General features: G+C 70.3%; 18 protein-coding genes and 2 pseudogenes. 5 read left to right on the top strand and 15 right to left on the bottom strand.

The window, feature by feature from the left end; translation table 11 throughout:
• The first annotated feature begins 32 nt into the window (after nucleotides 1–32).
• A complete protein-coding gene (argH, locus tag BN940_RS08470; protein WP_043682083.1) occupies nucleotides 33–1472 on the top strand; it encodes an argininosuccinate lyase in 1440 nt (479 codons plus the stop codon).
• A gap of 59 nt (nucleotides 1473–1531) precedes the next feature.
• Here the strand turns inward: argH and BN940_RS08465 are convergent, their stop codons facing one another.
• The 7 genes and pseudogenes from BN940_RS08465 to surE all read right to left on the bottom strand — a co-directional run bounded on the left by BN940_RS08465 (nucleotide 1532) and on the right by surE (nucleotide 8750).
• Nucleotides 1532–2875, bottom strand: coding sequence for a mechanosensitive ion channel family protein (locus tag BN940_RS08465; protein ID WP_084330586.1), 1344 nt, complete (start codon nucleotides 2873–2875; stop codon nucleotides 1532–1534).
• Nucleotides 2876–2978: 103 nt separating this feature from the next.
• Nucleotides 2979–4193, bottom strand: a complete 1215-nt coding sequence (locus tag BN940_RS08460) for an MFS transporter (protein WP_043682080.1) — start codon at nucleotides 4191–4193, stop codon at nucleotides 2979–2981.
• Nucleotides 4194–4217: 24 nt separating this feature from the next.
• Nucleotides 4218–5540, bottom strand: a complete 1323-nt coding sequence (gene rlmD, locus BN940_RS08455) for a 23S rRNA (uracil(1939)-C(5))-methyltransferase RlmD (RefSeq protein ID WP_052355713.1) — start codon at nucleotides 5538–5540, stop codon at nucleotides 4218–4220.
• Nucleotides 5533–6312: a 3'-5' exonuclease gene (locus tag BN940_RS08450; RefSeq protein WP_043682077.1), complete on the bottom strand. Its 780-nt coding sequence runs from the start codon at nucleotides 6310–6312 to the stop codon at nucleotides 5533–5535. The genes rlmD and BN940_RS08450 overlap by 8 nt, the downstream gene beginning before the upstream one ends.
• Nucleotides 6309–7148 (bottom strand): peptidoglycan DD-metalloendopeptidase family protein, encoded by an 840-nt coding sequence (locus BN940_RS08445; protein WP_043682074.1) that lies wholly within the window; start codon nucleotides 7146–7148, stop codon nucleotides 6309–6311. Before BN940_RS08445 ends, BN940_RS08450 begins: the two co-directional genes overlap by 4 nt.
• A 17-nt stretch (nucleotides 7149–7165) precedes the next feature.
• Nucleotides 7166–7986 (bottom strand): annotated as a pseudogene (locus BN940_RS08440) (protein-L-isoaspartate(D-aspartate) O-methyltransferase).
• A complete protein-coding gene (gene surE / locus BN940_RS08430; RefSeq protein WP_043682065.1) occupies nucleotides 7983–8750 on the bottom strand; it encodes a 5'/3'-nucleotidase SurE in 768 nt (255 codons plus the stop codon). The pseudogene BN940_RS08440 and the gene surE overlap by 4 nt, the downstream one beginning before the upstream one ends.
• 112 nt (nucleotides 8751–8862) lie before the next feature.
• Between surE and plsY the strand changes: the two genes are divergently transcribed.
• Nucleotides 8863–9507: a glycerol-3-phosphate 1-O-acyltransferase PlsY gene (plsY, locus tag BN940_RS08425; RefSeq protein ID WP_043682064.1), complete on the top strand. Its 645-nt coding sequence runs from the start codon at nucleotides 8863–8865 to the stop codon at nucleotides 9505–9507.
• 143 nt (nucleotides 9508–9650) lie between these two features.
• On the opposite strand, the gene tsaD is transcribed toward plsY, so the two are convergent.
• Complete coding sequence (tsaD, locus tag BN940_RS08420; RefSeq protein WP_043682063.1) at nucleotides 9651–10697, bottom strand: tRNA (adenosine(37)-N6)-threonylcarbamoyltransferase complex transferase subunit TsaD; 1047 nt, start codon at nucleotides 10695–10697, stop codon at nucleotides 9651–9653.
• Between the two features lie 187 nt (nucleotides 10698–10884).
• Between tsaD and BN940_RS08415 the strand changes: the two genes are divergently transcribed.
• On the top strand, nucleotides 10885–12177 hold the full coding sequence (locus tag BN940_RS08415) for an NCS2 family permease (RefSeq protein WP_043682062.1): 1293 nt from the start codon (nucleotides 10885–10887) through the stop codon (nucleotides 12175–12177).
• Nucleotides 12178–12548: 371 nt separating this feature from the next.
• Nucleotides 12549–12929 carry a thioredoxin gene (trxA, locus tag BN940_RS08410; protein ID WP_043682061.1) on the top strand — a complete coding sequence of 127 codons (381 nt, stop codon included), beginning with the start codon at nucleotides 12549–12551 and terminating at the stop codon, nucleotides 12927–12929.
• A 52-nt stretch (nucleotides 12930–12981) separates the two neighbouring features.
• Here the strand turns inward: trxA and BN940_RS08405 are convergent, their stop codons facing one another.
• Both BN940_RS08405 and BN940_RS08400 read right to left on the bottom strand, forming a co-directional pair.
• Nucleotides 12982–13599: an IMPACT family protein gene (locus BN940_RS08405; RefSeq protein WP_043682060.1), complete on the bottom strand. Its 618-nt coding sequence runs from the start codon at nucleotides 13597–13599 to the stop codon at nucleotides 12982–12984.
• Between the two features lie 128 nt (nucleotides 13600–13727).
• Entirely contained in the window at nucleotides 13728–15329 is a 1602-nt protein-coding gene (locus tag BN940_RS08400; protein WP_043682059.1) for an ABC-F family ATPase, read from the bottom strand.
• 95 nt (nucleotides 15330–15424) lie between these two features.
• On the opposite strand from BN940_RS08400, the gene BN940_RS08395 reads away from it, so the two are divergent.
• Nucleotides 15425–16918 (top strand): AlbA family DNA-binding domain-containing protein, encoded by a 1494-nt coding sequence (locus BN940_RS08395; RefSeq protein WP_043682058.1) that lies wholly within the window; start codon nucleotides 15425–15427, stop codon nucleotides 16916–16918.
• A 290-nt stretch (nucleotides 16919–17208) separates the two neighbouring features.
• Here the strand turns inward: BN940_RS08395 and BN940_RS19720 are convergent, their stop codons facing one another.
• The 5 genes and pseudogenes from BN940_RS19720 to BN940_RS08375 all read right to left on the bottom strand — a co-directional run bounded on the left by BN940_RS19720 (nucleotide 17209) and on the right by BN940_RS08375 (nucleotide 23239).
• Nucleotides 17209–18237 (bottom strand): LD-carboxypeptidase, encoded by a 1029-nt coding sequence (locus BN940_RS19720; protein WP_052356061.1) that lies wholly within the window; start codon nucleotides 18235–18237, stop codon nucleotides 17209–17211.
• Between the two features lie 213 nt (nucleotides 18238–18450).
• A pseudogene (gene tadA, locus BN940_RS19715) lies at nucleotides 18451–18975 on the bottom strand (tRNA adenosine(34) deaminase TadA); the annotation flags it as partial.
• The gene (locus tag BN940_RS08385; RefSeq protein WP_043682057.1) at nucleotides 18968–19816 is read right to left on the bottom strand and encodes an HAD family hydrolase; all 849 of its coding nucleotides are present in this window, start codon (nucleotides 19814–19816) and stop codon (nucleotides 18968–18970) included. The pseudogene tadA and the gene BN940_RS08385, both read right to left, overlap by 8 nt.
• A gap of 4 nt (nucleotides 19817–19820) precedes the next feature.
• Nucleotides 19821–21542, bottom strand: a complete 1722-nt coding sequence (locus BN940_RS08380) for an NAD(P)H-hydrate epimerase (RefSeq protein WP_198408299.1) — start codon at nucleotides 21540–21542, stop codon at nucleotides 19821–19823.
• 50 nt (nucleotides 21543–21592) lie between these two features.
• A complete protein-coding gene (locus tag BN940_RS08375) occupies nucleotides 21593–23239 on the bottom strand; it encodes an acyl-CoA synthetase (protein ID WP_043686441.1) in 1647 nt (548 codons plus the stop codon).
• Nucleotides 23240–23307 lie beyond the last annotated feature (68 nt).

Raw genomic sequence — 23307 nt, 5'->3', positions numbered from 1 at the left:
CGGGACGGCCCCTCCCTTATAATGCGCCCACTATGCCCAATCCCAACACCCCGTCCGCACACAATCAGTTCGACAACAAGTCGCAGGCCTGGTCGGCCCGCTTCTCCGAGCCCGTCTCCGACCTCGTCAAGCGCTACACCGCCTCGGTCGGCTTCGACCAGCGCATGGCGGCCTTCGACATCCAGGGCTCGCTCGCCCACGCCGACATGCTGGCCGCCGTGGGCGTGATCAGCGCCGCCGACCTGGCCGACATCCAGCGCGGCATGGCGCAGATCCTGGAAGAGATCCGCGCCGGCGACTTCACCTGGTCGCTGGACCTGGAAGACGTCCACCTCAACATCGAGAAGCGCCTGGTCGAGCTGATCGGCGACGCGGGCAAGCGCCTGCACACGGGCCGTTCGCGCAACGACCAGGTGGCCACCGACATCCGCCTGTGGCTGCGCCACGAGATCGACCTGGCGATCGGGCTGCTGGGGCAGCTGCGCCAGCGGCTGGCCGCCCTGGCGCTGGAGCACGCGGACACCATCCTGCCGGGCTTCACCCACCTGCAGGTCGCCCAGCCGGTCACCTTCGGCCACCACCTGCTGGCCTACGCGGAAATGTTCGGCCGCGACGCCGAGCGCCTGGCCGACTGCCGCCGCCGCACCAACCGCCTGCCTCTGGGCGCGGCCGCGCTGGCGGGCACGTCCTACCCCATCGACCGCGAGCGCGTCGCCCGCACCCTCGGCTTCGACGAGGTCTGCCGCAATTCCCTGGACGCCGTCTCCGACCGCGACTTCGCCATCGAGTTCTGCGCGGCCGCCGCGCTCGTCATGACGCACATTTCGCGCCTGTCCGAAGAGCTCGTCCTGTGGATGAGCCCGCGCGTGGGCTTCATCGACCTGGCCGACCGCTTCTGCACCGGCAGCTCGATCATGCCGCAGAAGAAGAACCCCGACGTGCCCGAACTGGCGCGCGGCAAGACCGGCCGCGTGCACGGCCACCTGGTCGCCCTGCTGACCCTGATGAAGGGCCAGCCCCTGGCCTACAACAAGGACAACCAGGAAGACAAGGAAGGCCTGTTCGACACCGCCGACACGATCCGCGACACGCTGACGATCTTCGCCGACATGATCGGCGGGGTGCGCGTCAAGGCCGACGCCATGCGCGCCGCCGCCCTGCAGGGCTACGCCACCGCCACCGACCTGGCCGACTACCTGGTCAAGCGCGGCGTGCCCTTCCGCGACGCCCACGAGACCGTGGCGCTGGCGGTGCGCTCCTGCGAGGAGCGCGGCTGCGACCTGGCCGACCTGTCCCTGGACGAACTGCGCGGCTTCCACGCCGACATCCAGGACGACGTGTTCCAGGTGCTGACCCTGGAAGGCTCGGTCGCCGCGCGCAAGCACATCGGCGGCACCGCGCCCGAGCGCGTGCGCATCGAGGCGCGGCGGATCCTGGACGAGTCGGGACACGGGTCAGTCCCCGCGGACTGATCCGTGCCTGACGAATCCGGGCCGCCTGCAGGCGGCGAGGTGAATGGCGGCGGGCAGGCCTAATCCCCCGGCGTTTCCGCGCCGCCGTTTTCGGGCGGCGGCGCAGCGGGCGCGTCGCGCGGGCCGCCCGCGGCCCCGGCCAGGCGCGCGAACACATGCCCCGAAGGCGCCTGGTACACCCGCAGCGACAGTTCCGGCAGGATCGCCAGCAGATGGTCGAACAGGTCGCCCTGGACCCGCTCGTAATCGACCCAGGCCGTCAGGCGCGAAAAACAATAGACCTCCACCGGGATTCCCTGGCTGTCGGGCTCGAGCATGCGCACGATCATGGTCATGTCCTGGCGGATGTCCGGATTCCGCTGCAGACAGGCCAGCGCATAGGCCCGGAACGTGCCCAGATTGGTCAAGCGGCGCCGGTTGGCCGGAATCTCGGCGGCTTCCCGCAGGGCCTGGTTGGCATCTTCCAGGGCCGACTGCTTGGCCGCCAGATAGTCGCCCAGCAAGCGGTAGCGGCGCAGCGCCAGGATTTCGGCGTCGTCCAGGAACCGGACCGATTCCGCGTCGATGCGCAAGGTGCGCTTGATGCGCCGCCCGCCCGATTCAAACATCTGGCGCCAGTTGCGGTAGCTTTCGGAAAAGAGCTTGTAGGTGGGAATCGTGGTGACGGTCTTGTCCCAGTTCTGCACCTTCACGGTGTGCAGGGCCATGTCGATCACGAAACCATCGGCGCCCGCCTGGGGCATCTCGATCCAGTCGCCGATGCGCAGCATGTCATTGGTGTTCATCTGCGTGCTGGCCACCAGCGAGAGCAGCGTGTCCTTGAACACCAGCAGCAGCACGGCGGACAAGGCGCCCAGGCCGGAAATCATCAGCAGGGGCGACTGGTCCAGCAGGACGGACACCACCAGCACCAGGCACAGCGCCCAGACGGCCAGCTGCGCGATTTCGAGATACCCCTTGATGGGACGCCCCCGGCCCTGCTGCACCCGCAGCATGTTGACGTCCTGCCAGGCGCGCAGCAGCCGGGTCAGGGCCAGGAACACGTAGATCAGGGCGACCGCCTGGATCAGCCGCTCCAGGGAGGCTTCGATCCGGCTGCCGATGGAGAGCAGCCGGATGTTGGCGGCGATCAGCAGCAGGGACACGGCGTGGCCCAGGTGGCGATAGACGCCGCGGCGCGCCACCGCCTGGCTCCAATCGTCCCGGCCCAGGACCCGCAAGGCGCGCCCCAGGGCCAGCGCCAGTCCGCGCGAAGCCAGCAGGCCCGCCAGCCACACCACGCCCGCCAGCGCCAGCACGCCCACCAGGGCCTGGGCCCAGGCATCCTGGGGCACCCAGGGCAGGATCCAGGCATCCAGCCAGATTTCCAATGGAGTCCTTGCGGTGTTCAGCGTGAGCGGCATGGCGTGCTCGATCCGAATGGCAGAAAAAACAGAAACGGGAGGCCTTACTGTATCCGATCGAGCCGTATCCGATCGGGCTCGGCCCCGCGCGGCGGCTGCCGCCCTACTCCCGCTTCCCGCGCCCCACGGGCACGCCCAGCCCCAGCAGCGCCGCGGCGGCGAAGCCCGCGCCCGCCAGGAAGGTCGCGGACGGCCCCCAGGACTGCCACAGCCAGCCTGCCAGGACGCTGGCGAGCAGCATGCAGATGCCGCTTGCCAGGTTGAAGATGCCGAAGGCCGTGCCTTTCAGGCCCGCCGGCGTCGTGTCGGCCACCATCGCGGCCAGGATGCCCTGGCTGAAGCCCATGTGCAGCCCCCACAGCGCCGCGCCCGCCAGCAGCAGCCAGGCGCCGCCGCTCGTGGCCGCCAGCGCCAGGTCCGCGAGCACCAGCAGGACCAGGCCGGCCGCCAGGATGGCGCTGCGCGGCACGCGGTCCGACAGCCGGCCGGCCGGATAGGCCGACAGCGTGAAGAACAGCGACATCACGATCAGCACGGCGGGCGCCCAGGCGGCGCTCAGGCCCATGTCCTGGCCGCGCAGGATGAGGAAGGCTTCGCTGAAGCGGGCCAGCGTGAACACCGCGCCGATCGCCACCACCCGCCAGTAGGCGGCGCCGAAGCCGCGCGCCGCGTCCCAGCGGATGGGCGAGCGGAACGCCCGCGCCTCGGCCGGATCGGGGCGCGCCTCGCGCACGCCCCAGAACAGCAGGGCCATGGCGACGACGCCGGGCACGACGGCGAACCACAGGACGTGGCGGATGTCCGTGAAGGCCAGCATCAGCACGACCGCCAGCGCCGGCCCCAGGACCGCGCCCACGGTGTCCATGGACTGGCGCAGCCCGAAGGCCGCGCCGCGGATGTCCGGCGGCGTCACATCGGCCACCAGGGCGTCGCGCGGCGCGCCCCGGATGCCCTTGCCGATGCGGTCGATGAAGCGCGCGGCGAACACCATGCCCACCGAATGCGCCAGGGGAAACAGGGGCTTGCTGAGCGCCGCCAGGCCGTAGCCCGCCAGCAGCAGGCCCTTGCGCCGGCCGAGGAAATCGCTGATCGCGCCGGAGAAGACCTTGACGATCAGAGCGGTGGCCTCGGCCACGCCTTCGATGACGCCCACGGCCAGCACGCTGGCGCCCAGGCCGGAGACGAGGAAGATCGGCAGCAGGCTGTGGATGAGTTCCGAGGACAGGTCCATGAACAGGCTGACCAGGCCCAGCATCCAGACCGTGCGCGGGATGGCGCGTCTTCCGTTCGCGTCCGGAGCGGAATGCCCGTGACTCATTGCCCGTGACTCATGCGACTTCCTTCAGGGTTCAAAGACCGCGATCGACTCCACGTGCGCCGTGTGCGGGAACATGTTGACCGCGCCCGCGGCCGCCAGCGTCCATCCGCCCACGTGGTGCAGCACCCCGGCATCGCGCGCCAGGGTGGCGGGATTACAGGACACGTAGACGACGCGGCGCGGACGTTCGTCCGGTGCCAGGTCAGCCAGGGCCTGCGCCACGGCCAGCGCGCCCTCGCGCGGGGGATCGATCAGCATGCGGTCGAAATGGCCCAGGCCGCGCAGCCAGCCGGCGTCCACCTCGAAGAGGTTGAGTTCGGCAAACGATGCCTTGTCCGCCAGGCCCTGGCGGGCGGCGTCCTCGCGGGCGCGGGCCACCAGCGCGGCGCTGCCCTCGATGCCCACGACCGCGCGGCCCTGCGTGGCCAGCGGCAGGCTGAAATTGCCCAGGCCGCAGAACAGGTCGGCCACACGGTCGCCCGGCTGCACGTCCAGCAGGCTCAGCGCGCGGGCGACCAGGGCCTGGTTGATGTGCGGGTTGACCTGGGTGAAATCGGTCGGCCGGTAGTGCATGCGCAGGCCGTAGGCCGGCAGCGCGTAGGCGAGCGCGTCGGCGCGGGCCGGATCCAGCGGATGGGCCGTCTCCGGCCCCTTGGGCTGCAGCCACCAGTCGATGCGGTGCCGCGCCCCGAAAGCGCGCAGGCGGTCCAGGTCGGCCGGCGTCAGGGGTTCCAGGTGGCGCAGGCAGAAGACCGTGGCCTCGTCGCCCACGGCCACCTCGATCTGCGGCACGCGGTCGGGCCGCGACAGGCCGCCGATCAGGTTGCGCAGCGGCATCAGCAGGGCCGAGACGTGCGGCGGCAGCACCAGGCAGGACTGCATGTCGGCCACGTAGCTGCTGGCGCGCTCGCGGAATCCCACCAGCATGCCGCCCTTCTTCGGCACCAGCCGCACGGACAGGCGCGCGCGGTGGCGGTAGCCGGAGGCCGGCCCCTGCAGCGCCGGCAGGATCTGCCGCGGCCGGACCTTGCCGATGTGCGCCAGGGCGTCCTCCAGGGCACGCTGCTTGACGGCCATCTGCGCGGCCGGCTCCAGGTGCTGCATGGCGCAGCCCCCGCAGACGCCGAAATGCGGGCACGGCGGCCGGGTGCGCTGCGCGGAGGGCCGCAGGACGCGTTCGACCTTGGCCTTGTCGTAGGACGGCTTGCGCCGCGTCACGCGGGCCAGGACGCGCTCGCCGGGCAGGGCGCCCTCGATGAAGACGACCTTGCCCTCGTGGTGGGCGATGCCCTGCCCTTCGAGATCCAGCGATTCGACGTCCAGGGACAGCAGGATGGGTTCAGACATGAGGCCAGGCGGAGAGGAATTCTTGCCAGTGCGGCGCATCGGTCGCCGCCAGGGTGTCGCGCACCAGCGCGAGCTCGGCCGCGTAGGCGGCGGCGTCCAGTTCGCCCTTGATCAGGCGGTAGCGGCAATACACCAGCCAGGTGTTGACCACGTCGGTCTCGCAGTAGTTGCGCACGTGGTCCCGCTGTCCCGCATGCCAGGCCTGCCAGACCTGGCCGCCGTCCATGTCGAGCTTGCCGGGAAAGCCGCACAGCTTGGCGAGCTGGTCCAGCGGCGCGTTGGCGCGGCCGTTGAACTTCGCCAGCACGTCCATCAGATCGACGTGGCGGGTGTGGTAGCGGTTCAGGTAGTTGTTGAAACGGAAGTCGCGGTCGTCTTCCCCGGTGTCCCAGTAGCGCGGCGCGGCCACGCCGTGGATCAGGCTGCGGTAGTGCAGCACCGGCAGGTCGAAGCCCGAGCCGTTCCAGCTGACCAGGGTGGGCGTGTAATGGCCGATGGTCTTGAAGAAGCCCGAGATCAGGACTTCCTCGGGATCGTCGGCCTGGCCCAGGGTGCGCACGCGAAAGCCCTGGTCGTCGCGGAACACGCAGCCGATGACGGCGATCTGCTGCAGGTGCAGCGGCAGGAAATCGTTGCCGTGGGTCTCGCGGCGCCGCGCCAGGGCGGCCTCGACCACGGCGTCGTCGTCCAGGTCCGCCCATTCGGGGTTCAGGCGCCGCAGGCCGTCCGCATCCGGAATCGTTTCCAGGTCGAAGACCAGCGTCGGGATCATCGCGCCGGCAGATACGACAAGGGGTTCACGGGCGTGCCGCGGCGGCGGATCTCGAAGTGCAGGCGCGGCGAGGAGGTGTCGCTCTGGCCCAGGGTGGCGATCTTCGCGCCCTTCTTCACGGATTCGCCGGTCTTGACCAGCAGGGACTGGTTGTGGGCGTAGGCCGTGATGAAGCCGTTGCTGTGGCCCAGCAGGATCAGGTTGCCCAGGCCGCGCACGCCGTTGCCGGCGTACATGACCTTGCCTTCGGCGGCGGCCGTCACGGGCGCGCCCACCGCGCCTTCGATGTCGATGCCCTTGGTGGTGGCGTTGAAGCCCTGGATGATCTTGCCGTTGCTCGGCCAGCCCCAGGAGATCAGGCTGGCGTCGCTGGCGCGCGCCGCCGTGGTCTCGACCGGCGCGGACGTGCCCGCGGAGGCCGTCCCGGAGCCTTCGCCGCCGGCCGGGGGCGTGGTCTTGACCGGCGAGGTCGTGGCCGTCGAGCCGCCCGAGGGCATCGGGGTGTTGCCGTCCAGGCGCAGGACCTGGCCGATGGCCAGCTGGGAGGGATTGCTGATGTTGTTCAGCTGCGCCAGGCGGGAGACGTCCATGTCGTGGGCCTGGGCGATCTTGAAGAGCGTGTCGCCGGCCCGCACGACGTAGGTGCCCGAGGCCTGGGCGCTCGTGGCGGCGGTGGCGCCGCCGCCGTTGGAATGATCGGCGACGGGCGCGCGCGCGGAGCGCGAGGCGCAGCCCGACAGGACGGCGGCCGACAGCAGGGCGGTCAACAGCAAAAGGCGCCCGGTGCGTGGCGATTGGGTGAACGGAGCATCTGTCACCAGCGTCCCATCGAGCATGTGGTTCTCCTACTTACTTAAGTCTGCGTGCCGGGACGCAGCGGTACGAATCGGACATCTTCGAGTTCGAGCCGGTGCCAGGAAGACGGACCGGTCCGCTCGATCAGGATCAGCCTTTGATGCGCGGCGCCTTCCGGGGCGATCAGGCGCGCGCCCACAGCCAGCTGGTGCAGCAAGACTTCAGGGATTTTAACCCCCGCGGCGGCGACCACAATGCCGTCGAAGGGTGCGCGGTGCTCCAGGCCCTGCATGCCGTCGCCGAAGGTCAGGCGCACCCGCCCCCGGGCGCGGCCCTGGGCCAGGTTCAGGCGCGCCTGCTCGTACAGGCCGCGCACCCGCTCGATGGCATGGACCTCGGCCACGAACTGGGCCAGCACGGCGGCCTGGTAGCCGCAGCCCGCGCCGATCTCCAGCACCCGCGCCGGCGTGCGGCCGTCGCACATGGCCGACAGCATGTGCGCCACCACCCAGGGCTGGGAAATCGTCTGGCCGTAGCCGATCGGCAGGGCGGCGTCCTCGTAGGCCCGGCTGGCCAGGCCCTGGTCCACGAACAGGTGGCGCGGCACCGCCTGCATGGCCGCCAGCACCCGCTCGTCGGTGATGCCCTGCTCGCGCAGGCGGCGCACCATCTGCAGGCGCAGCCGGTCCGAATTCAGCCCCAGGTTGGCGGCGGCGGGCGCGGCCTGCCCCGGGGGGATTGCGGCAGGGTGAACGGGCGCGGCCCGTGGATGCGCGTGTTGCTGTTGGCGGCCGAATAGCCGGGCCCCAGCGCGGAACTCCCGGGGGCGGCGCGCGCGCTGCGGGCAGGCTTGACCAGCGGATGACGCGGCTTGTTCATCGGGCCTCCGGGGCGCTCACGCGGTCTGCCATCCAGCGCGCGACCGCGTCGGTGCGCGCATGGTCGGTGAGATCGACGCGCAGGGGCGTCATCGACACGGCGTGCGCCTCGATGGCGCCGAAATCCGTCTCGGCACCGCCGTCGAGCGCCCGCCCCACCGGGCCGATCCAGTATACGGTCTCGCCATAGGGCGTGGTGCTGCGGATGACGGGCTCGGCCGGATGGCGGCGCCCCAGCCGGGTGGTGCGAAAGCCCGCCAGGTCGCGGTAGGGCACCGCCGGGATGTTGACGCTGAGCAGCAGCGGCTCGTCCCAGGGCCGGTCGCGGAACCGCGCCACCAGATCGTGCGCCACCCGCGTGGCGCAGTCCAGATGGCGCCATTCGCGGTCCACCAGGGAAAAGGCCATGGACGGCACGCCGAACAGGTAGCCCTCCATCGCGGCCGCCACCGTGCCCGAATACAGGGTGTCCTCGCCCATGTTGGCGCCGTTGTTGATGCCCGAGACCAGCAGGTCGGGCCGGAAGCCCAGCAGCCCGGTCAGGGCCACGTGGACGCAGTCCGAGGGCGTGCCGTTGACGAAATGGAAGCCGTTGGCCGCCTGGCGCACCGTCAGGGGGCGGCGCAGCGTCAGCGAATTGGAGGCGCCGCTGCAGTTGGTCTCGGGCGCCACCACCGTGACCTCGCCCAGGGGCCGCAGCGCCGCGACCAGGGCTTCGATTCCCGCCGCGTTGTAGCCGTCGTCGTTGGACACCAGGATGCGCATTTTCTTCCTTCCCGCCTGAAACCGGATGGTGCGAATTGTACCCGCGCGCCGCCGCGCTTTAGAATGCGCCCATCACCCACCCCCGCGGACCGCTCCGGCCGCCCCCTCTGCCATGACCTCTTTCGCTTCCATCCTCGGCGTGGCCGCCGCCCTGTTCATCGGCTACCTGATGGGTTCCGTTCCCTTCGCCGTGGTGGTCAGCCGCGCCATGGGCCTGAAGGACCCGCGCAGCTTCGGCTCGGGCAATCCCGGGGCGACCAACGTGCTGCGCGGGGGCAACAAGCTGGCGGCCGTCCTGACCCTGATCGGCGACGCCGCCAAGGGCTGGCTGGCCGTGACGCTGGCCGCCTGGGCCGCGCAGCGCGGGCTGCTGCCGGGGGCGGCGATCCCCCTGGCCGGCCTGGGGGCCTTCCTGGGCCACCTGTACCCGCTGTTCCTGGGCTTTCGCGGCGGCAAGGGCGTCGCCACCGCCCTGGGCGTGCTGCTGGCCCTGCAGCCCTGGCTGGCGCTGGCGACGGCGGCCACCTGGCTGATCGTGGCGCTAGTGACGCGCTATTCGTCCCTGGCGGCGATCCTGGCGGCCATCTTCGCGCCGTTCTACTACATCCTGGGGGACAAGGTGGCCTGGCGCGCGGACGCGCTCACGATCTCCGTGATCGTGTTCATCAGCGTCCTGCTGCTGGCGCGCCACCGCGAGAACATCGCCCGGCTGCTGGCGGGCAAGGAAAGCCGCATCGGCTCGAAGAAGAAGTCGTAGTCATCCGGGCCTCTGGGGGGCCATCCGGGCCTCCGGGCAGTCGATCCGGGGCGCCGGGGTCCGGGCTGCCGGGGGTCGGAGGCCGGCCGCGATCGGAACGGCCGGCCGCGCGCACGGTGCGGCCCGCAACGCGCCCCGGGCGATCAGGCGACGCACACGTCCTGCAGGTCCCAGCGGGGCCGCACGGCGAAGGCCGCGTCGCCGCGCAGGGACGGCAGGTCGACCAGGCCGGCCCGCGCCCGCAGCACGGCCGCCCAGGCGATCATCGCGCCATTGTCGGTGCACAGGTGCAGGGGCGGGAAATACGCCCGGCCGCCCAGGGCGGCCAGCGCCTGCGCCAGGCGCGCGCGCAGGTGCCGGTTGGCCCCCACGCCGCCCGCCACCACCAGGGTCTTCAGCCCGGTGCGGCGCAGCGCCTGCAGGGACTTGGCCGCCAGCACGTCGACGATGGCGGCCTCGGTCGAGGCGGCGAGGTCGGCGCGGGCCGCGGGATCGGCGGCGCGGCCGGCGTCCTGCAGGGCCCGCATGCGGGTCAGCACGGCCGTTTTCAGGCCGCTGAAGCTGAAATCCAGGTCGCCGCTGTGCAGCATGGGGCGCGGCAGCGCGTGCGCGTGCGGATCGCCGCGCTCGGCCAGGCGCGAGAGCTCCGGCCCGCCCGGATAGCCCAGGCCCAGCAGCTTGGCGCTCTTGTCGAAGGCCTCGCCCGCCGCGTCGTCCAGGGTCTCGCCCAGCAGCTCGTAGCGCCCGACGCCATCGACCCGCATCAGCTGCGTATGCCCGCCCGACACCAGCAGCGCCACGAAGGGGAAAGCGGGCGCTTCCTCGGCCAGCAGGGGCGACAGCAGATGGCCTTCGAGGTGATGGATGGGAATCGCGGGCAGGTCCCGCGCCCAGGCGAAGGCGCGGGCGAAGCCGGCCCCCACCAGCAGGGCCCCGGCCAGGCCGGGGCCGGCGGTGTAGGCCACCGCGTCGAGCGCGTCCGCCCGCACGCCGGCCTCGTCCAGCACCTGGCGCGTGAGCGGCACGATGCGGCGGATGTGGTCGCGCGAGGCCAGTTCCGGCACCACGCCGCCGTAGTCCCGGTGCATGGCGACCTGGCTGTGCAGGGCGTGCGCGAGCAGGCCGCGTTCGGTGCACGCCACGGCCACCCCGGTCTCGTCGCAGGAGCTCTCGAATCCGATGATCAGCATAGGGCGCCAGTTTACAACCGATCCTTACAACCGATCCCGAAAGGGATTTAGAATGACGCAGTCAAAAAGCGGCCTCTACGCCGCGCCTTCGGCTTGCCGCTTTCCCGGGAAGGGCGCGGTTTGCCTCGGGGCGGTCCGGCGGCAAAAACAAGCAGTGAACATCGACGTCCACCCGACAGGAGACACCATGCTGGAACAGTTCTTCAGGCTCAAGGAACACGACACCTCGGTCCGCACGGAATTACTGGCGGGCCTGACCACGTTCCTGACGATGTCCTACATCGTCTTCGTCAACCCGGACATCCTGTCGGGCACCGGCATGGACAAGGGCGCGGTCTTCGTCGCCACCTGCCTGGCCGCCGCCCTGGGTTCGCTCATCATGGCCTTCGTGGCCAACTGGCCCATCGGCATGGCCCCGGGCATGGGCCTGAACGCCTTCTTCGCCTTCACGGTGGTGGCGCAGATGGGCTACACCTGGCAGCAGGCGCTGGGGGCGGTCTTCATTTCCGGCGTGGTGTTCGTGATCCTCACGGTGACCGGCATCCGCGAATGGCTGGTGGCGGGCATCCCGCCCTCGCTGCGCTCCGCCATCGCGGCGGGCATCGGGCTGTTTCTGGGCATCATCGCGCTGGGCTCGGCGGGCATCGTGGTGGCCAACCCGGCCACCAAGGTCGGCCTGGGCGACCTGACCCACGCCACCACCCTGTTCGCGATCCTGGGCTTCTTCATCATCGCCGCCCTGGGCGCCATGAAGGTCCGCGGCGCCATCCTGATCGGCATCCTGGCCATCACGATCCTGTCGATCGTGACCGGCTACACCCAGTTCCAGGGCGTCTTCTCGGCCCCGCCCAGCCTGGAGCCCACCTTCTTCAAGCTGGACATCCTGGGGGCGCTGAACACCGGCTTCTTCCACGTGATCCTGGTGTTCGTGCTGGTCGAGGTCTTCGACGCCACCGGCACCATGATCGGGGTGGCCACCCGCGCCGGCCTGATCCGCCCGGGCAACCCCGGCCGCCTGGGCCGCGCCCTGCTGTCCGACAGCTGCGCCATCGTCGCCGGCTCCATGCTGGGCACCAGCAGCACCACCGCCTACGTCGAAAGCGCCTCCGGCGTGCAGGCGGGCGGGCGCACCGGCCTGACGGCGCTGACCATCGCCGTGCTGTTCCTGCTGGCGCTGTTCCTGTCGCCGCTGGCCGCCATCGTCCCGCCCTACGCCACGGCGCCGGCCCTGCTGTACGTGGCCTGCCTGATGCTGCGCGAGCTGGTGGACGTGCGCTGGGACGACATCACGGAATCCGTGCCCGCCGCCATCGCCGCCGTCGCCATGCCGCTCACCTACTCCATCGCCAACGGCCTGGCCTTCGGCTTCATCAGCTACGTGGCGATCAAGACCCTGTCCGGCCGCTTCCGCGACATCCACCCGGCCACCCTGCTGGTGGCCGTGCTGTTCGTCATCAAATACGCGCTGTTTCCGGGATGAGGCTGGACACAGGACAGTCCCTTGAGGACTGTCCTGTGCCAGACGAATCCGAGCGGCCTGCAGGCCGCGAGGTGGAGGGATGCAACGGCTTGGAAGTCCCTGCGGACCATTCTCAGCCTGGCGAATCCGAGCGGCATGCAGGCCGCGAGGTGGATGAGGCTGGACACAGGACAGTCCCTTGAGGACTGTCCTGTGCCAGACGAATCCGAGCGGCATGCAGGCCGCGAGGTGGAGGGATGCAACGGCTTGAAAGTCCCTGCGGACCATGCTCAGCCTGGCGAACCGGAGCGACTTGCAAACACGCCCGCCGGCCTCATATAAAAGGAAATCCGGGCGGCATCCTGCCGCCCCGCCCCGCCCCCGGAGACTCCATGAGCGTCATCGAACTCACCCAAGACACCTTCCAGGCCGCCACCCAGGCCGTCCAGCCCCTGATCATCGATTTCTGGGCGCCCTGGTGCGGCCCCTGCCGCCAGTTCGGTCCCACCTTCGAGGCCGCCGCCGAGAAGCACGCGGACGTCACCTTCGCCAAGATCAACACCGAAGAGCAGCCCGAGCTGGCCGCCGCCCTGCGCATCCGCTCCATCCCGACCCTGATGGTCTTCCGCGAAAACGTGCTGCTGTTCCAGCAGGCCGGCGCGCTGTCGGCCTCGCAGCTGGAAGAACTCCTCACCCAGGTGAAGGCCGTGGACATGGCGCAGGTCCACGCGGAAATCGCCGCCCAGGAAAAGCGCGGCGCAACCACGCACTGAAGCCCTGCCGCGCCCTGCGGACCGCACGCCGCCTGGATTCGCCCGGCGTGGTTCAGTCCGCGGGAGCCGAGCCGGAGCCGGGCTCGGTCACGGCCTCGAAACGGCCCTGGCCTCGCGTCAGGTCGGTGTACAAGGCCCGCAGCGCGGCCGCATCGGCGCGCGCCACGGCCAGGCGCCAGCGCACGCCACGGCCGTCGAATTCCGCCTGCTCGATGCGCGCGCCGGCCGCCAGCAGGCGCGCCTGCACGCGGTCCATGTCCGCATAGGGACAATCACACAGCACCCGGCATTCCTCGCGCAGTTCCACCCGCTCCGCCACACGCAGGCATTCCGCGGCCGTGCCGCCATAGGCCCGCGCCAGCCCGCCCGTGCCCAGCTTGATGCCGCCGAACCAGCGGATCACCAGCACCGCCACGCGGTCGTAGCCCTGGGAATCGATGGCCTGCAGGATCGGCCGGCCGGCCGTGCCGCCGGGCTCGCCGTCGTCGTGGAAGCGGTAGTGCGCGCCGAAGCGCCAGGCCCAGCAGTTATGGGTCGCCTGGGGGTCGCGCGACGCCTCCAGAAAGGCCTGGGCGGCCTCGGGTGCGTCGATGGGCGCCGCCAGGGCCAGGAAGCGGCTCTTGCGGATCTCGGCCTCGTGCCGGACCGCGGCGGTCAGCGTATGCGGCATGCCTGCGCCCCGCCCTCATCCGGACGATTTCCCCGACGATTCCGCCCCGGCATCCCCGCCGTGGCGGGCATCCCGCGTTCGACGATTCGCGGACCCAATGCGGCCTCTCCGGTCCGGGCCGCCGCGCGCTAGGCCTCGATGCCCTGGGACGCGAGGTATTCCTCGTAGGTGCCCGGGTAGTCGTTCAGCCGGCCGTCGGGCAGGATCTCGATCACCCGCGTCGCCACGCCCGACACGAACTGGCGGTCGTGCGAGACGAACACCAGCGTGCCCTGGTACTGTTCCAGCGCGTACTGCAGGGACTCGATGGATTCCATGTCCAGGTGGTTGGTGGGCTCATCCATCAGCATGACGTTGTGGCGCCCCAGCATCAGGCGGCCGAAGCTCATGCGGTTCTTTTCCCCGCCCGAGAGCACGCGCACGGGCTTGGTGATCTCGTCGCCCGAGAACAGCAGCCGGCCCAGCACGGAGCGGATCGACTGGTCCTCGTCGCCCGGCTGGCGGTAGTCCGTCATCCAGTCGAACAGGTCGCGGTCGGAATCGAACTGGTCGGACACGTCCTGCGCCATGTAGCCGATGTCGGCGTTTTCCGACCAGCGCACCGTGCCCTCGTCGGGCGGCAGCTTGCCGGCCAGCAGGCGCAGCAGGGTCGTCTTGCCCACCCCGTTGGCACCGATGATGGCGACCTTCTGGCCGGCCTCGATCATGGTGGTCAGGCCCTGGATGATGGGCCGGTCGTAGGACTTGGACAGGTCCTCGATGTGCGCGGCCTGGCGGTGCAGGACCTTGTTGACCTCGAAGCGGATGTAGGGGTTCTGGCGCGAGGACGGCTTGACCTGCACGGTCTCGGCCTTGATGCGGTCGATCTGCTTCAGGCGGGACGTGGCCTGGCGCGACTTGGACTTGTTGGCGGCGAAGCGGCGCACGAAGTCCTGCAGCTCGCTGACGCGTTCCTTGGCGCGCGCGTTGGCGGCCACCTGGCGCTCGCGCGCCTGGGTGGAGGCCAGCATGTAGTCGTCGTAGTTGCCCGGATACACGCGCAGTTCGCCGTAGTCCAGGTCGGCCATGTGGGTGCAGACGGCGTTCAGGAAGTGGCGGTCGTGGCTGATGATGATCATCGTGCTGTCGTAGCCGTTGAGCACGTTCTCCAGCCAGCGGATGGTGTTGATGTCCAGGTTGTTGGTGGGCTCGTCCAGCAGCAGCACGTCGGGATTGGAGAACAGCGCCTGGGCCAGCAGCACGCGCAGCTTCCAGCCCGGGGCGATCCCGCGCATCGGCAGCTGGTGCTGCTCGACGGGGATTTCCAGGCCCAGCAGCAGTTCGCCGGCGCGGGCCTCGGCCGTGTAGCCGTCGTATTCCGCGAACTTGCCTTCCAGCTCGGCCGCGCGCATGTAGTCGTCCTCGGTCGCCTCGGGATTGGCGTAGATGGCGTCCCGGTCGGCCATGGCCTTCCACATCTCGACGTGGCCCATCATCACCACGTCCAGCACGCGCACGTCCTCGAAGGCGAACTGGTCCTGGCGCAGCTTGCCCAGCCGCAGGCCGGGTTCCAGCGCGACGTTGCCCGAGGTCGGCTCCAGGTCGCCGCCGATGATCTTCATCAGGGTGGACTTGCCCGAGCCGTTGGCGCCGATGAGGCCGTAGCGGTTGCCGTCGCCGAACTTGACGCTGACGTTCTCGAACAGGGGCTTGGAGCCGAACTGGATGGTGAGGTTGTTGGTGGAGATCACGGTGGCGGTGGGGAAAATTGGAGTCAAAACAACCTGCTAGTTTAGCAGGTGGGCTACCATGCCATTTTGGCTGGAGGCCGGGGACGAGGATCGACATGGATGGCCCGCTGCTGGATGCCCTGCTGCAGACACCCGAAGGCAAGACGCTTGAATTCAAGCGGGATCTGTCTTCCCCGCGCAACGCGATCAAAACTCTGGTGGCCTTTGCCAATTCGGCCGGCGGACGCCTGATCATTGGTGTGGATGACGCGCGGCGGCTGATCGGGGTGGCGGACCCACTGGACGAGGAGGAGCGCATCTGCAACCTGATCGCGGACTCCATCGTCCCAAGGCTGATTCCCAACGTGGAGCTCATCAGCCAAGGAAATCGCACGGCGCTGGCCGTCGAAGTCTTTCCCAGCAGCAACCGGCCGCACCATGTAAAAGCCCAGGGCCCGGAACAAGGCGTCTACGTGCGCCTGGGGTCCAGCAACCGCCAGGCGGGGCCGGACCTGATCGCCGAACTGCAGCGATCCGCACGAGGCGTGGTGTTCGATGAGATCACCATGCCGGAACTCACTCTGGAAGACCTGGACCTGGCCGCCGCCCAAAAGCTGTTTGGCGACCGCCGAACGCTGGACGAAAAATCGTTGGCCACGCTGAAGCTGGTCCGCCGCGAACAGAATCGCCTGGTTCCCACCCAGGGAGCCGTCCTGCTCTTCGGCAAGGATCGGGAACAATACTTTCCGGACGCCTGGGTGCAATGCGGGCGGTTCCGGGGCACGGACAAGGTCCATATCTTCGACCAGATGGAAATCCATGATCCACTGCCGCAGGCGGTGGAGGCCATCGAGTTCTTTCTGAAAAAACATGCCTTCAAAAGCGCGCGATTTGGCGCCATGCGCCGGGAAGACGTATGGAGCATTCCTCTGACCATCCTGCGCGAGGCAATCGTCAACGCCCTGGTGCACAGCGATTATTCCCAACGCGGCACCCCGATCCGCATCGCATTCTTCGATGATCGCGTCGATGTCGAGAGCCCTGGCCTGCTGCTGCCCGGCATGACGGTGGAGGATATGAAAAGCGGCGTCTCCCGCATCCGTAATCCCGTCATCGCGCGGGTATTTCGGGAATTGGGGATGATCGAGCAATGGGGCAGCGGCGTCAGACGGATCTTTGATGAAGCGGTTGCCCAGGATCTGCCGGAACCGAAGGTGACGGAAATAGCCACCGGCGTGCGGCTGAGCGTCTATTTATCACAGGATCGGCGGTCTGTTCAAATCAAGGAGCCGTCTCCTCCGGCCCATCCTCTGGGCACTGCCGACATTTCACGGCTAGAGTCACGGCTAGAGTCACGGCTAGAGTCGAGCCTGGCGGCCAAAGTCGTATTGCTGCTGAAAGAGCACGAGTCGGGCAAGGCCCAGTTGGCCAGAGCCCTGGGGCACAAGACGGTTTCCGGAGAATTGCACAAACAGATCCGGCGGCTGCTCGAAATGGGCATGATTGAAATGACCTTGCCCGATACGCCCACCAGCCGCATGCAGCGCTACCGTCTGACGGTGAAAGGCCATGCCGCCGTAGCCGCCCCGTCGAAAGGAACTCGGGATTGAGCGAGACTGCCCTCCCCCTGGGGTCAGCAGCTTGCTGCAGCAAGCGCATGGCAAGCCAAGGCGAATAAGACCAAACAGCAAGGTTACTGCCGATCAATCACGGCAGGCGATCTTCCAGACCGCCGGTACGATGCCCCGTGCAGCCATTCACGGGTATCGTGCCGGCTTCATGTCTTCCTGCCAAGCAGCTTCTCGACCGGCAGCTTCGCGGCGCTCGCCGACGTGCTGCGCAACGGACCGGACGAGGCACGGACGATGCGGGCCTGACGCCCGTCCGCACGGCCACTCGCTCAGTGCCCGTGCTCGCGCAGCACCAGGTGCGCCATGCCGTCCTCGGTGGCGATGCCGACGGGGGCGCCCACCGGCAGGGTCGCCTTGACCTTCACGTGGCCGTAGGGCAGGCCCGTGATCACCGGCACGCGCACGGTCTTGCGCAGCCAGCGCACCACCGCGTCCAGGTCGTAGCCGTTGTCGTGCGGCGCGAGGCGGTAGTCGGTGAACTGGCCCAGCACGATGGCGTGCTGCTTTTCCAGCACACCGGCGTGCCAGAGCTGGGTCAGCATGCGCTCGATGCGGAAGGGGTGCTCGGAGACGTCTTCCAGGAACAGGATGCCGCCCTGCACGTCGGGCAGGTAGGGCGTGCCGACCAGCGAGGCCACCATGGCCAGATTGCCGCCCCAGAGGATGCCGCGCGCATCCACCGGATCGGCACCGGGGGACTCGAAACTGAGGATCTCCAGTTCGCCCGACAGCGTTTCCTGGAACAGGGCCTGGGTCAGGTCGTCCACCTTCTTGCCGCCGAAGTCGAACACCGCGGTGGGGCCGGCCAGGCTGACCGCGCCGGTGCGCGCCAGCAGGGCCAGGTTGAAGGCGGTGAAGTCGCTCTGGCCGATGAAGGTCTTGCCGCTGTCGGCCACGGCCCGCCAGTCGATCTGCGGCAGCAGGCGGCTCAGGCCGTAGCCGCCCCGGGTCGCCATGACGACCGGGTGCTTCTGCTTGAGCGCGCGCTGGATGGCCGCCAGGCGCTGCCTGTCGGTGCCGGCGAAGCGTTCGTGCACGGCCAGCGCGGTCCGGTCGACGGCCACGCGAAAGCCCAGGGCGCGCAGCCGCTCGACGGCCAGGTCCAGGGCGGCGGGATCGGCCACGGCGCCCGAGGGCGAGATCAGGTAGATCCCGGAAGGCTGCTCATGCACGCCGTGCGCGCCGCAGTCCGGGTCGGCGCAGACCAGGTGCGTGTGTTCGCCGCCGGCGGCCGGATGGGACGCAGGATGGGGCGCCGGGCTGGCGGGCGCGGCGGAAGCGGGTTTCTGTTTGGGCATGGAAAGGGAATTCCGTAAAAGGGGAGCGTCGGCCTCGGGGGCTTCGGAGAAGGATGCGGGTGCCGCGCTCGCCGTCAGGGTAGCAGGTGCGGCGGGCGCGGCGGAAGCGGGCAAGGAGGAAGCGGGCGCGGCGGAAGCAGGCACGAAGGAAGCGGACGCGGAGGAAGCGGGCACGAAGGAAGCGGACGCGGGCGCAGTCGCCGCCTGGGCCCGCGCCGCGCGGCCGGCCGCGCGCCGGGCGCGGAAGAAGTCGCGCAGCAGGTCGCCGCAGGCCTGCGCCCCCACCCCGCCCCGCACCCGCGCGTGGTGGTTCAGGCGCGGCTGGACGGACAAGTCCACCACGCCGCCGCAGGCGCCGGTCTTGGGGTCGGGCGCGCCGTAGACGATTTCCGCCAGCCGCGCGTGGAACATGGCGCCCAGGCACATGGCGCAGGGCTCCAGCGTGACGAACAGGCGCGCGCCGGTCAGGCGGTAGTTGTCCAGCCGCCGGGCGGCGGCGCGCAAGGCCACGACTTCGGCGTGCGCGGTCGGGTCGCGGTCCAGGATCGTGCGGTTGTGCCCGGTCGCCAGCAGATGGCCGGTGGCATCCAGCACCACGGCGCCCACGGGCACCTCGCCCTGCTCCGCCGCCAGGCGGGCCTGTTCGAGCGCCAGCGCCATGGCGCCGTCGTCGTCCAGGAGATCGGCCGCGTCGGCGGACGGGGCCGCGGCCAGTCGAACCGGACGGGACTCAGCCACGGTACATCCGCGCGCGCAGCACGATCTTGGAGGCCAGGCTTTCGACGGCGGCCTCCAGCCACTGGTAGAGCTCGGCGTCCTCGCCGAAGCGCGCCTGGTTCAGGTTGGACACCCGGCCGTCCTCGATGAAGCCCCAGGCGCGGCTGCGCTTTTCCTTGTGGCGCGGGTCCCAGACGCCGAACGCGACCCCGCCCGAGCGGCGGATCAGGGAAAAGCAGGGAATGTCGGTGTAGCCGTCGCCGACGAAGATCATCTGCTCGAAGGGCACGCGCAGCTTGTCGGGATCGACCTTGCGGTTGACCTCGAAGGGCTTGTTGCGCGAGTCGGAGCCGATGATGCCCTTCTGGATGTGGAACAGGTAACGGGTCTTGTCGGTGAAACTGACCACGCGGCGCGGAAACTCGATGGCGCCGTCAGGGCCGTAATGGAATTCGGACGCCCAGATGTCGGAAAACCAGCCGGCGATGGGCGTCTCGCGCAGCACGTCGCCGATGCCGCTGGACACCAGGTAGAACTCCAGCTGCACGGTCGGATGGGCATGGCGCAGCCGCTCGCGCAGGCGCTCGAACAGCGTCGTCACGCCTTCGTGCAGCGGCAGCCGGCGCCCCCAGTCGCGCAGGCGGTCGCGGGTGATCGGGCCCTGGGGTCCCGAGCGGGACAGTTCCAGCATCCGGTACAGGTAGGCCGGGACCGGGTCCCAGTCCTCGTGGTTCAGCAGCGGATCGACCTGTTCGTGCCAGAAGGCCGGCACGTCCACGCCGATGTCCTGGAGGAAGCCCGAGGTGCTGTCCGGCGCCAGGGTGTCGTCGAAATCGAAGACCAGCGCGACCACGTCCGCCATGGGATTATTCCTCCGCGTCCCGATCCATGCCGGCCAGGACGGCCAGCGCCCCGGGCAGGGCGCCCGGCAGGTCCTCGGCCAGCAGCCCCCAGCCCAGCTGGTCGGCCGCCAGGCCGTGCAGCCAGACGGCGGCGCAGGCGGCCTCGAAGGCCGGCATGCCGGCGGCCAGCAGGCCGGTCACGCAGCCCGCCAGCACGTCGCCCGTCCCGGCGGTGGCCAGCGTCGGCGGCGCATTGTCGTTGATGACGCAGCGGCCGTCGGGCGCCGCGATCACGGTGTCGGCGCCCTTGAGCACCACCACCGCGCCGGCGCGCCGGGCGGCGGCGCGCGCCCGCTGCAGCTTGCTCTCCGCCGGCGCGGATGCCGCACCGCCCACGCCGTCCGCACCGCCCACGCCGTCCGCACCACCCACGCCGTCCGCACCGCCCACGCCGGCCGCACCACCCGTACCACTCGCGCCACCCGCTCCCACACCGCCCGCAACTTCCGGCGCGGCATCGAACAGGCTGGCGAACTCGCCTTCGTGAGGCGTCAGCACGCAGTGCCCGTGCAAGGCGTCCAGCAGCGCGTCCGGCCGGCCGGCGAAGACGCTGAGCGCGTCGGCGTCCAGCACGCAGGGCCGGCCGGTCGCCAGCAGCGCCAGGACCTGGTCCCGCCCCTCGGGCGCGCGGCCCAGCCCCGGACCGATCAGCAGCGCATTGCGGCGCGGATCCGCCAGGGCCTGGTCCAGCGCGCCGTCCGGCGGCAGGGCCTCGACCATGACCGAGGTCAGCGCCCCCGCCTGGATCGCCCAGGCGGCCGGCGGCGCCGCCAGCGTCACCAGCCCGGCGCCGATGCGCGCGGCCGCCAGGCAGGCCAGGCGGCTGGCGCCCAGCATGCGCCCGCCGCCCACGACCAGGGCATGGCCCCGGCGGTATTTGTGGCCCTCGGAACGCGGCCAGGGGAAGGCATCCGCCCAGAGGTCGGGATGGTTGACGTGGGCCTCGGGGACGATGGCGTCCAGCGCGGCGTCGGGCATGCCGATGCCGGCGCAGATCAGCGCGCCGCACAGCGCGCGGCCGGGCAGCAGCAGATGGCCGGGTTTGCGGCGGCAGAACGTGACCGTCAGATCGGCCCGGACGGCCGCGCCCGGGCAGCGGCCGCTGGCGCCGTCCAGGCCCGTGGGCACGTCGATGGCGCACACCGGCGCGCCGGCGGCGTTGACGGCATGGATGAGCGCTTCCAGCGCGCCGTCCGGCGCCCGGCTCAGTCCGGCGCCCAGCAGGGCGTCGACGATCAGCCCGGCGCCGTCCAGGCAGCCGGGAACGGCGGGCTCGACCGGCCCGCTCCAGGCCTCGGCCGCCCAGGCCGCGTCTCCGCGCAGGGCGTCGCGGCCGCCCCATAGCGCCACCCGCACCGGCCAGCCGGCTTCCCGCAGCAGGCGCGCGGCGACGAAGCCATCGCCGCCGTTGTTGCCCGGCCCGCACAGCACCCGCACCGGCGTCGGCGCCCAGCGCTCGCGGATCGCCCGGGCCACGGCGGCGCCCGCGGCCGCCATGAGCCGGGTGCCGGGCACCCCCGCCGCCGGGGCGGCGCGGTCGGCGGCGCCCATCTGCGCCGGGCTCAGCAAGGCGTGCGGTGACAGGTGCGCCGGGCCGCCGGCGCGCCGGGACCGGCCCAGGGCGGCGCCGGCCCGGCCGGACGCAGGCGGGGCCGCGGACGAGAGCGCCGGGGAAGGCGCGGACAAAGGCGCCGACGAGGGCGCGGACGAGGACGGCCGGATCGACATGTCCGGCCTCAGGCGGACTGCGCCGCCCGCTGGCGCAATTCAAACTTCTGGATCTTGCCGGTGGACGTCTTGGGCACTTCGCCGAACACGATGTGGCGCGGGACCTTGTAGCCGGCGAGATGGGCCTTGCAATGCGCGATGATGTCCTCGGCCGTGATCTGGGCGTCGGGCTTGAGCTCGACGAAGGCGCAGGGGGTCTCGCCCCAGCGCTCGTCGGGCCGCGCGACCACGGCGGCGGCGAGCACCGCCGGATGGCGGTAGAGCACGTCCTCGACCTCGATCGAGGAGATGTTTTCCCCGCCGGAGATGATGATGTCCTTGCTGCGGTCCTTGATCTTGATGTAGCCGTCCGGATACATCACCGCCAGGTCGCCGCTGTGGAACCAGCCGCCCGCGAAGGCCGCCTCGGTCGCCTGCGGGTTCTTCAGGTAGCCCTTCATGCAGATGTTGCCCTGGAACATGATCTCGCCCATGGTCCGGCCGTCGGCCGGCACCGGCTGCATGGTCTGCGGATCCAGCACCGCCGCGGCTTTCTGCAGATGGTAGCGCACGCCCTGGCGGGCGTTGAGCTCGGCCCGCCTGCCGATGTCCAGTTCGTTCCAGGCGTCGTCCTTGGCGCACACCGTGGCCGGCCCGTAGACCTCGGTCAGGCCGTAGACGTGCGTGAGGTCGATGCCCAGGGCCTCCATGCCCTCGATCATCGAGGCCGGCGGCGCGGCGCCCGCCACCATGGCGCGGATGCCCGGCGGGATCGTGTCGCGCAGGGCCTGCGGCGCATTGACCAGCATGCTCTGCACGATGGGCGCGCCGCAGTAATGGGTGACGCCGTGCTCGCGCATCAGCGCGATCATGGCCGCCGCATCGACCCGCCGCAGGCAGACGTTCACCCCCGCCCGGGCCGCCAGGGTCCAGGGGAAGCACCAGCCGTTGCAGTGGAACATGGGCAGCGTCCACAGGTAGACCGAATGCTTGGGCATGTCCCATTCGAGGATGTTCGACACGGCGTTGATGGCCGCCCCTCGGTGGTGGTAGACCACGCCCTTGGGGTTGCCGGTGGTGCCGCTGGTGTAGTTCAGGGCGATCGCGTCCCATTCGGAATCCGGCATCCGCCAGGCGAAGTCCGGGTCCCCCTCGGCCAGCAGGGCCTCGTAGTCCATCGAGCCGACAGCCTCGCCCGGGCCGTCGTACAGGGGATCGTCGACGTCCACCACCAGGAGGGGTTCGGTGCGCGTGCGCTGCGCCAGCGCCTGGCTCACGACGCGGGAGAATTCCCGGTCGACCAGGAGGACGCGCGCCTCGCCGTGGTCGAGCATGAAGGCGATGGTGGCGGGATCCAGCCGGGTGTTCAGGGTATTGAGGACGGCGCCGCTCATGGGGATGCCGAAATGCGCCTCGACCATGGCGGGCACGTTGGGCAGCATCACGGCCACCGTGTCGCCGCGGCCGATGCCGCGCGCGGCCAGGGCGCCCGCCAGGCGGCGGCAGCGCCGGTACAGCTCGGCCCAGGTGTGGCGCACGGCGGCGTCGCCCCCGCCATGCACGACCGCCGTGCGGCCGGGATAGACCTCGGCGGCCCGCTCCAGGTACAGCAGGGGTGTCAGCGGCGCGAAATTGGCCGGGGTCTGGCGCAGGTCCTGATCGTATATCGAGGTCATGAAGGTCTCCATCCGTCTATCGGGGGCGTTGCCGCGCAGGCATGGCGCCTGCCCCCGCCGGTCCTCAT

The organism is Castellaniella defragrans 65Phen (assembly GCF_000612685.1).
Taxonomy (GTDB): Bacteria; Pseudomonadota; Gammaproteobacteria; order Burkholderiales; family Burkholderiaceae_B; genus Castellaniella; species Castellaniella defragrans.
This window is presented reverse-complemented; position numbering and strand designations above follow the sequence as displayed.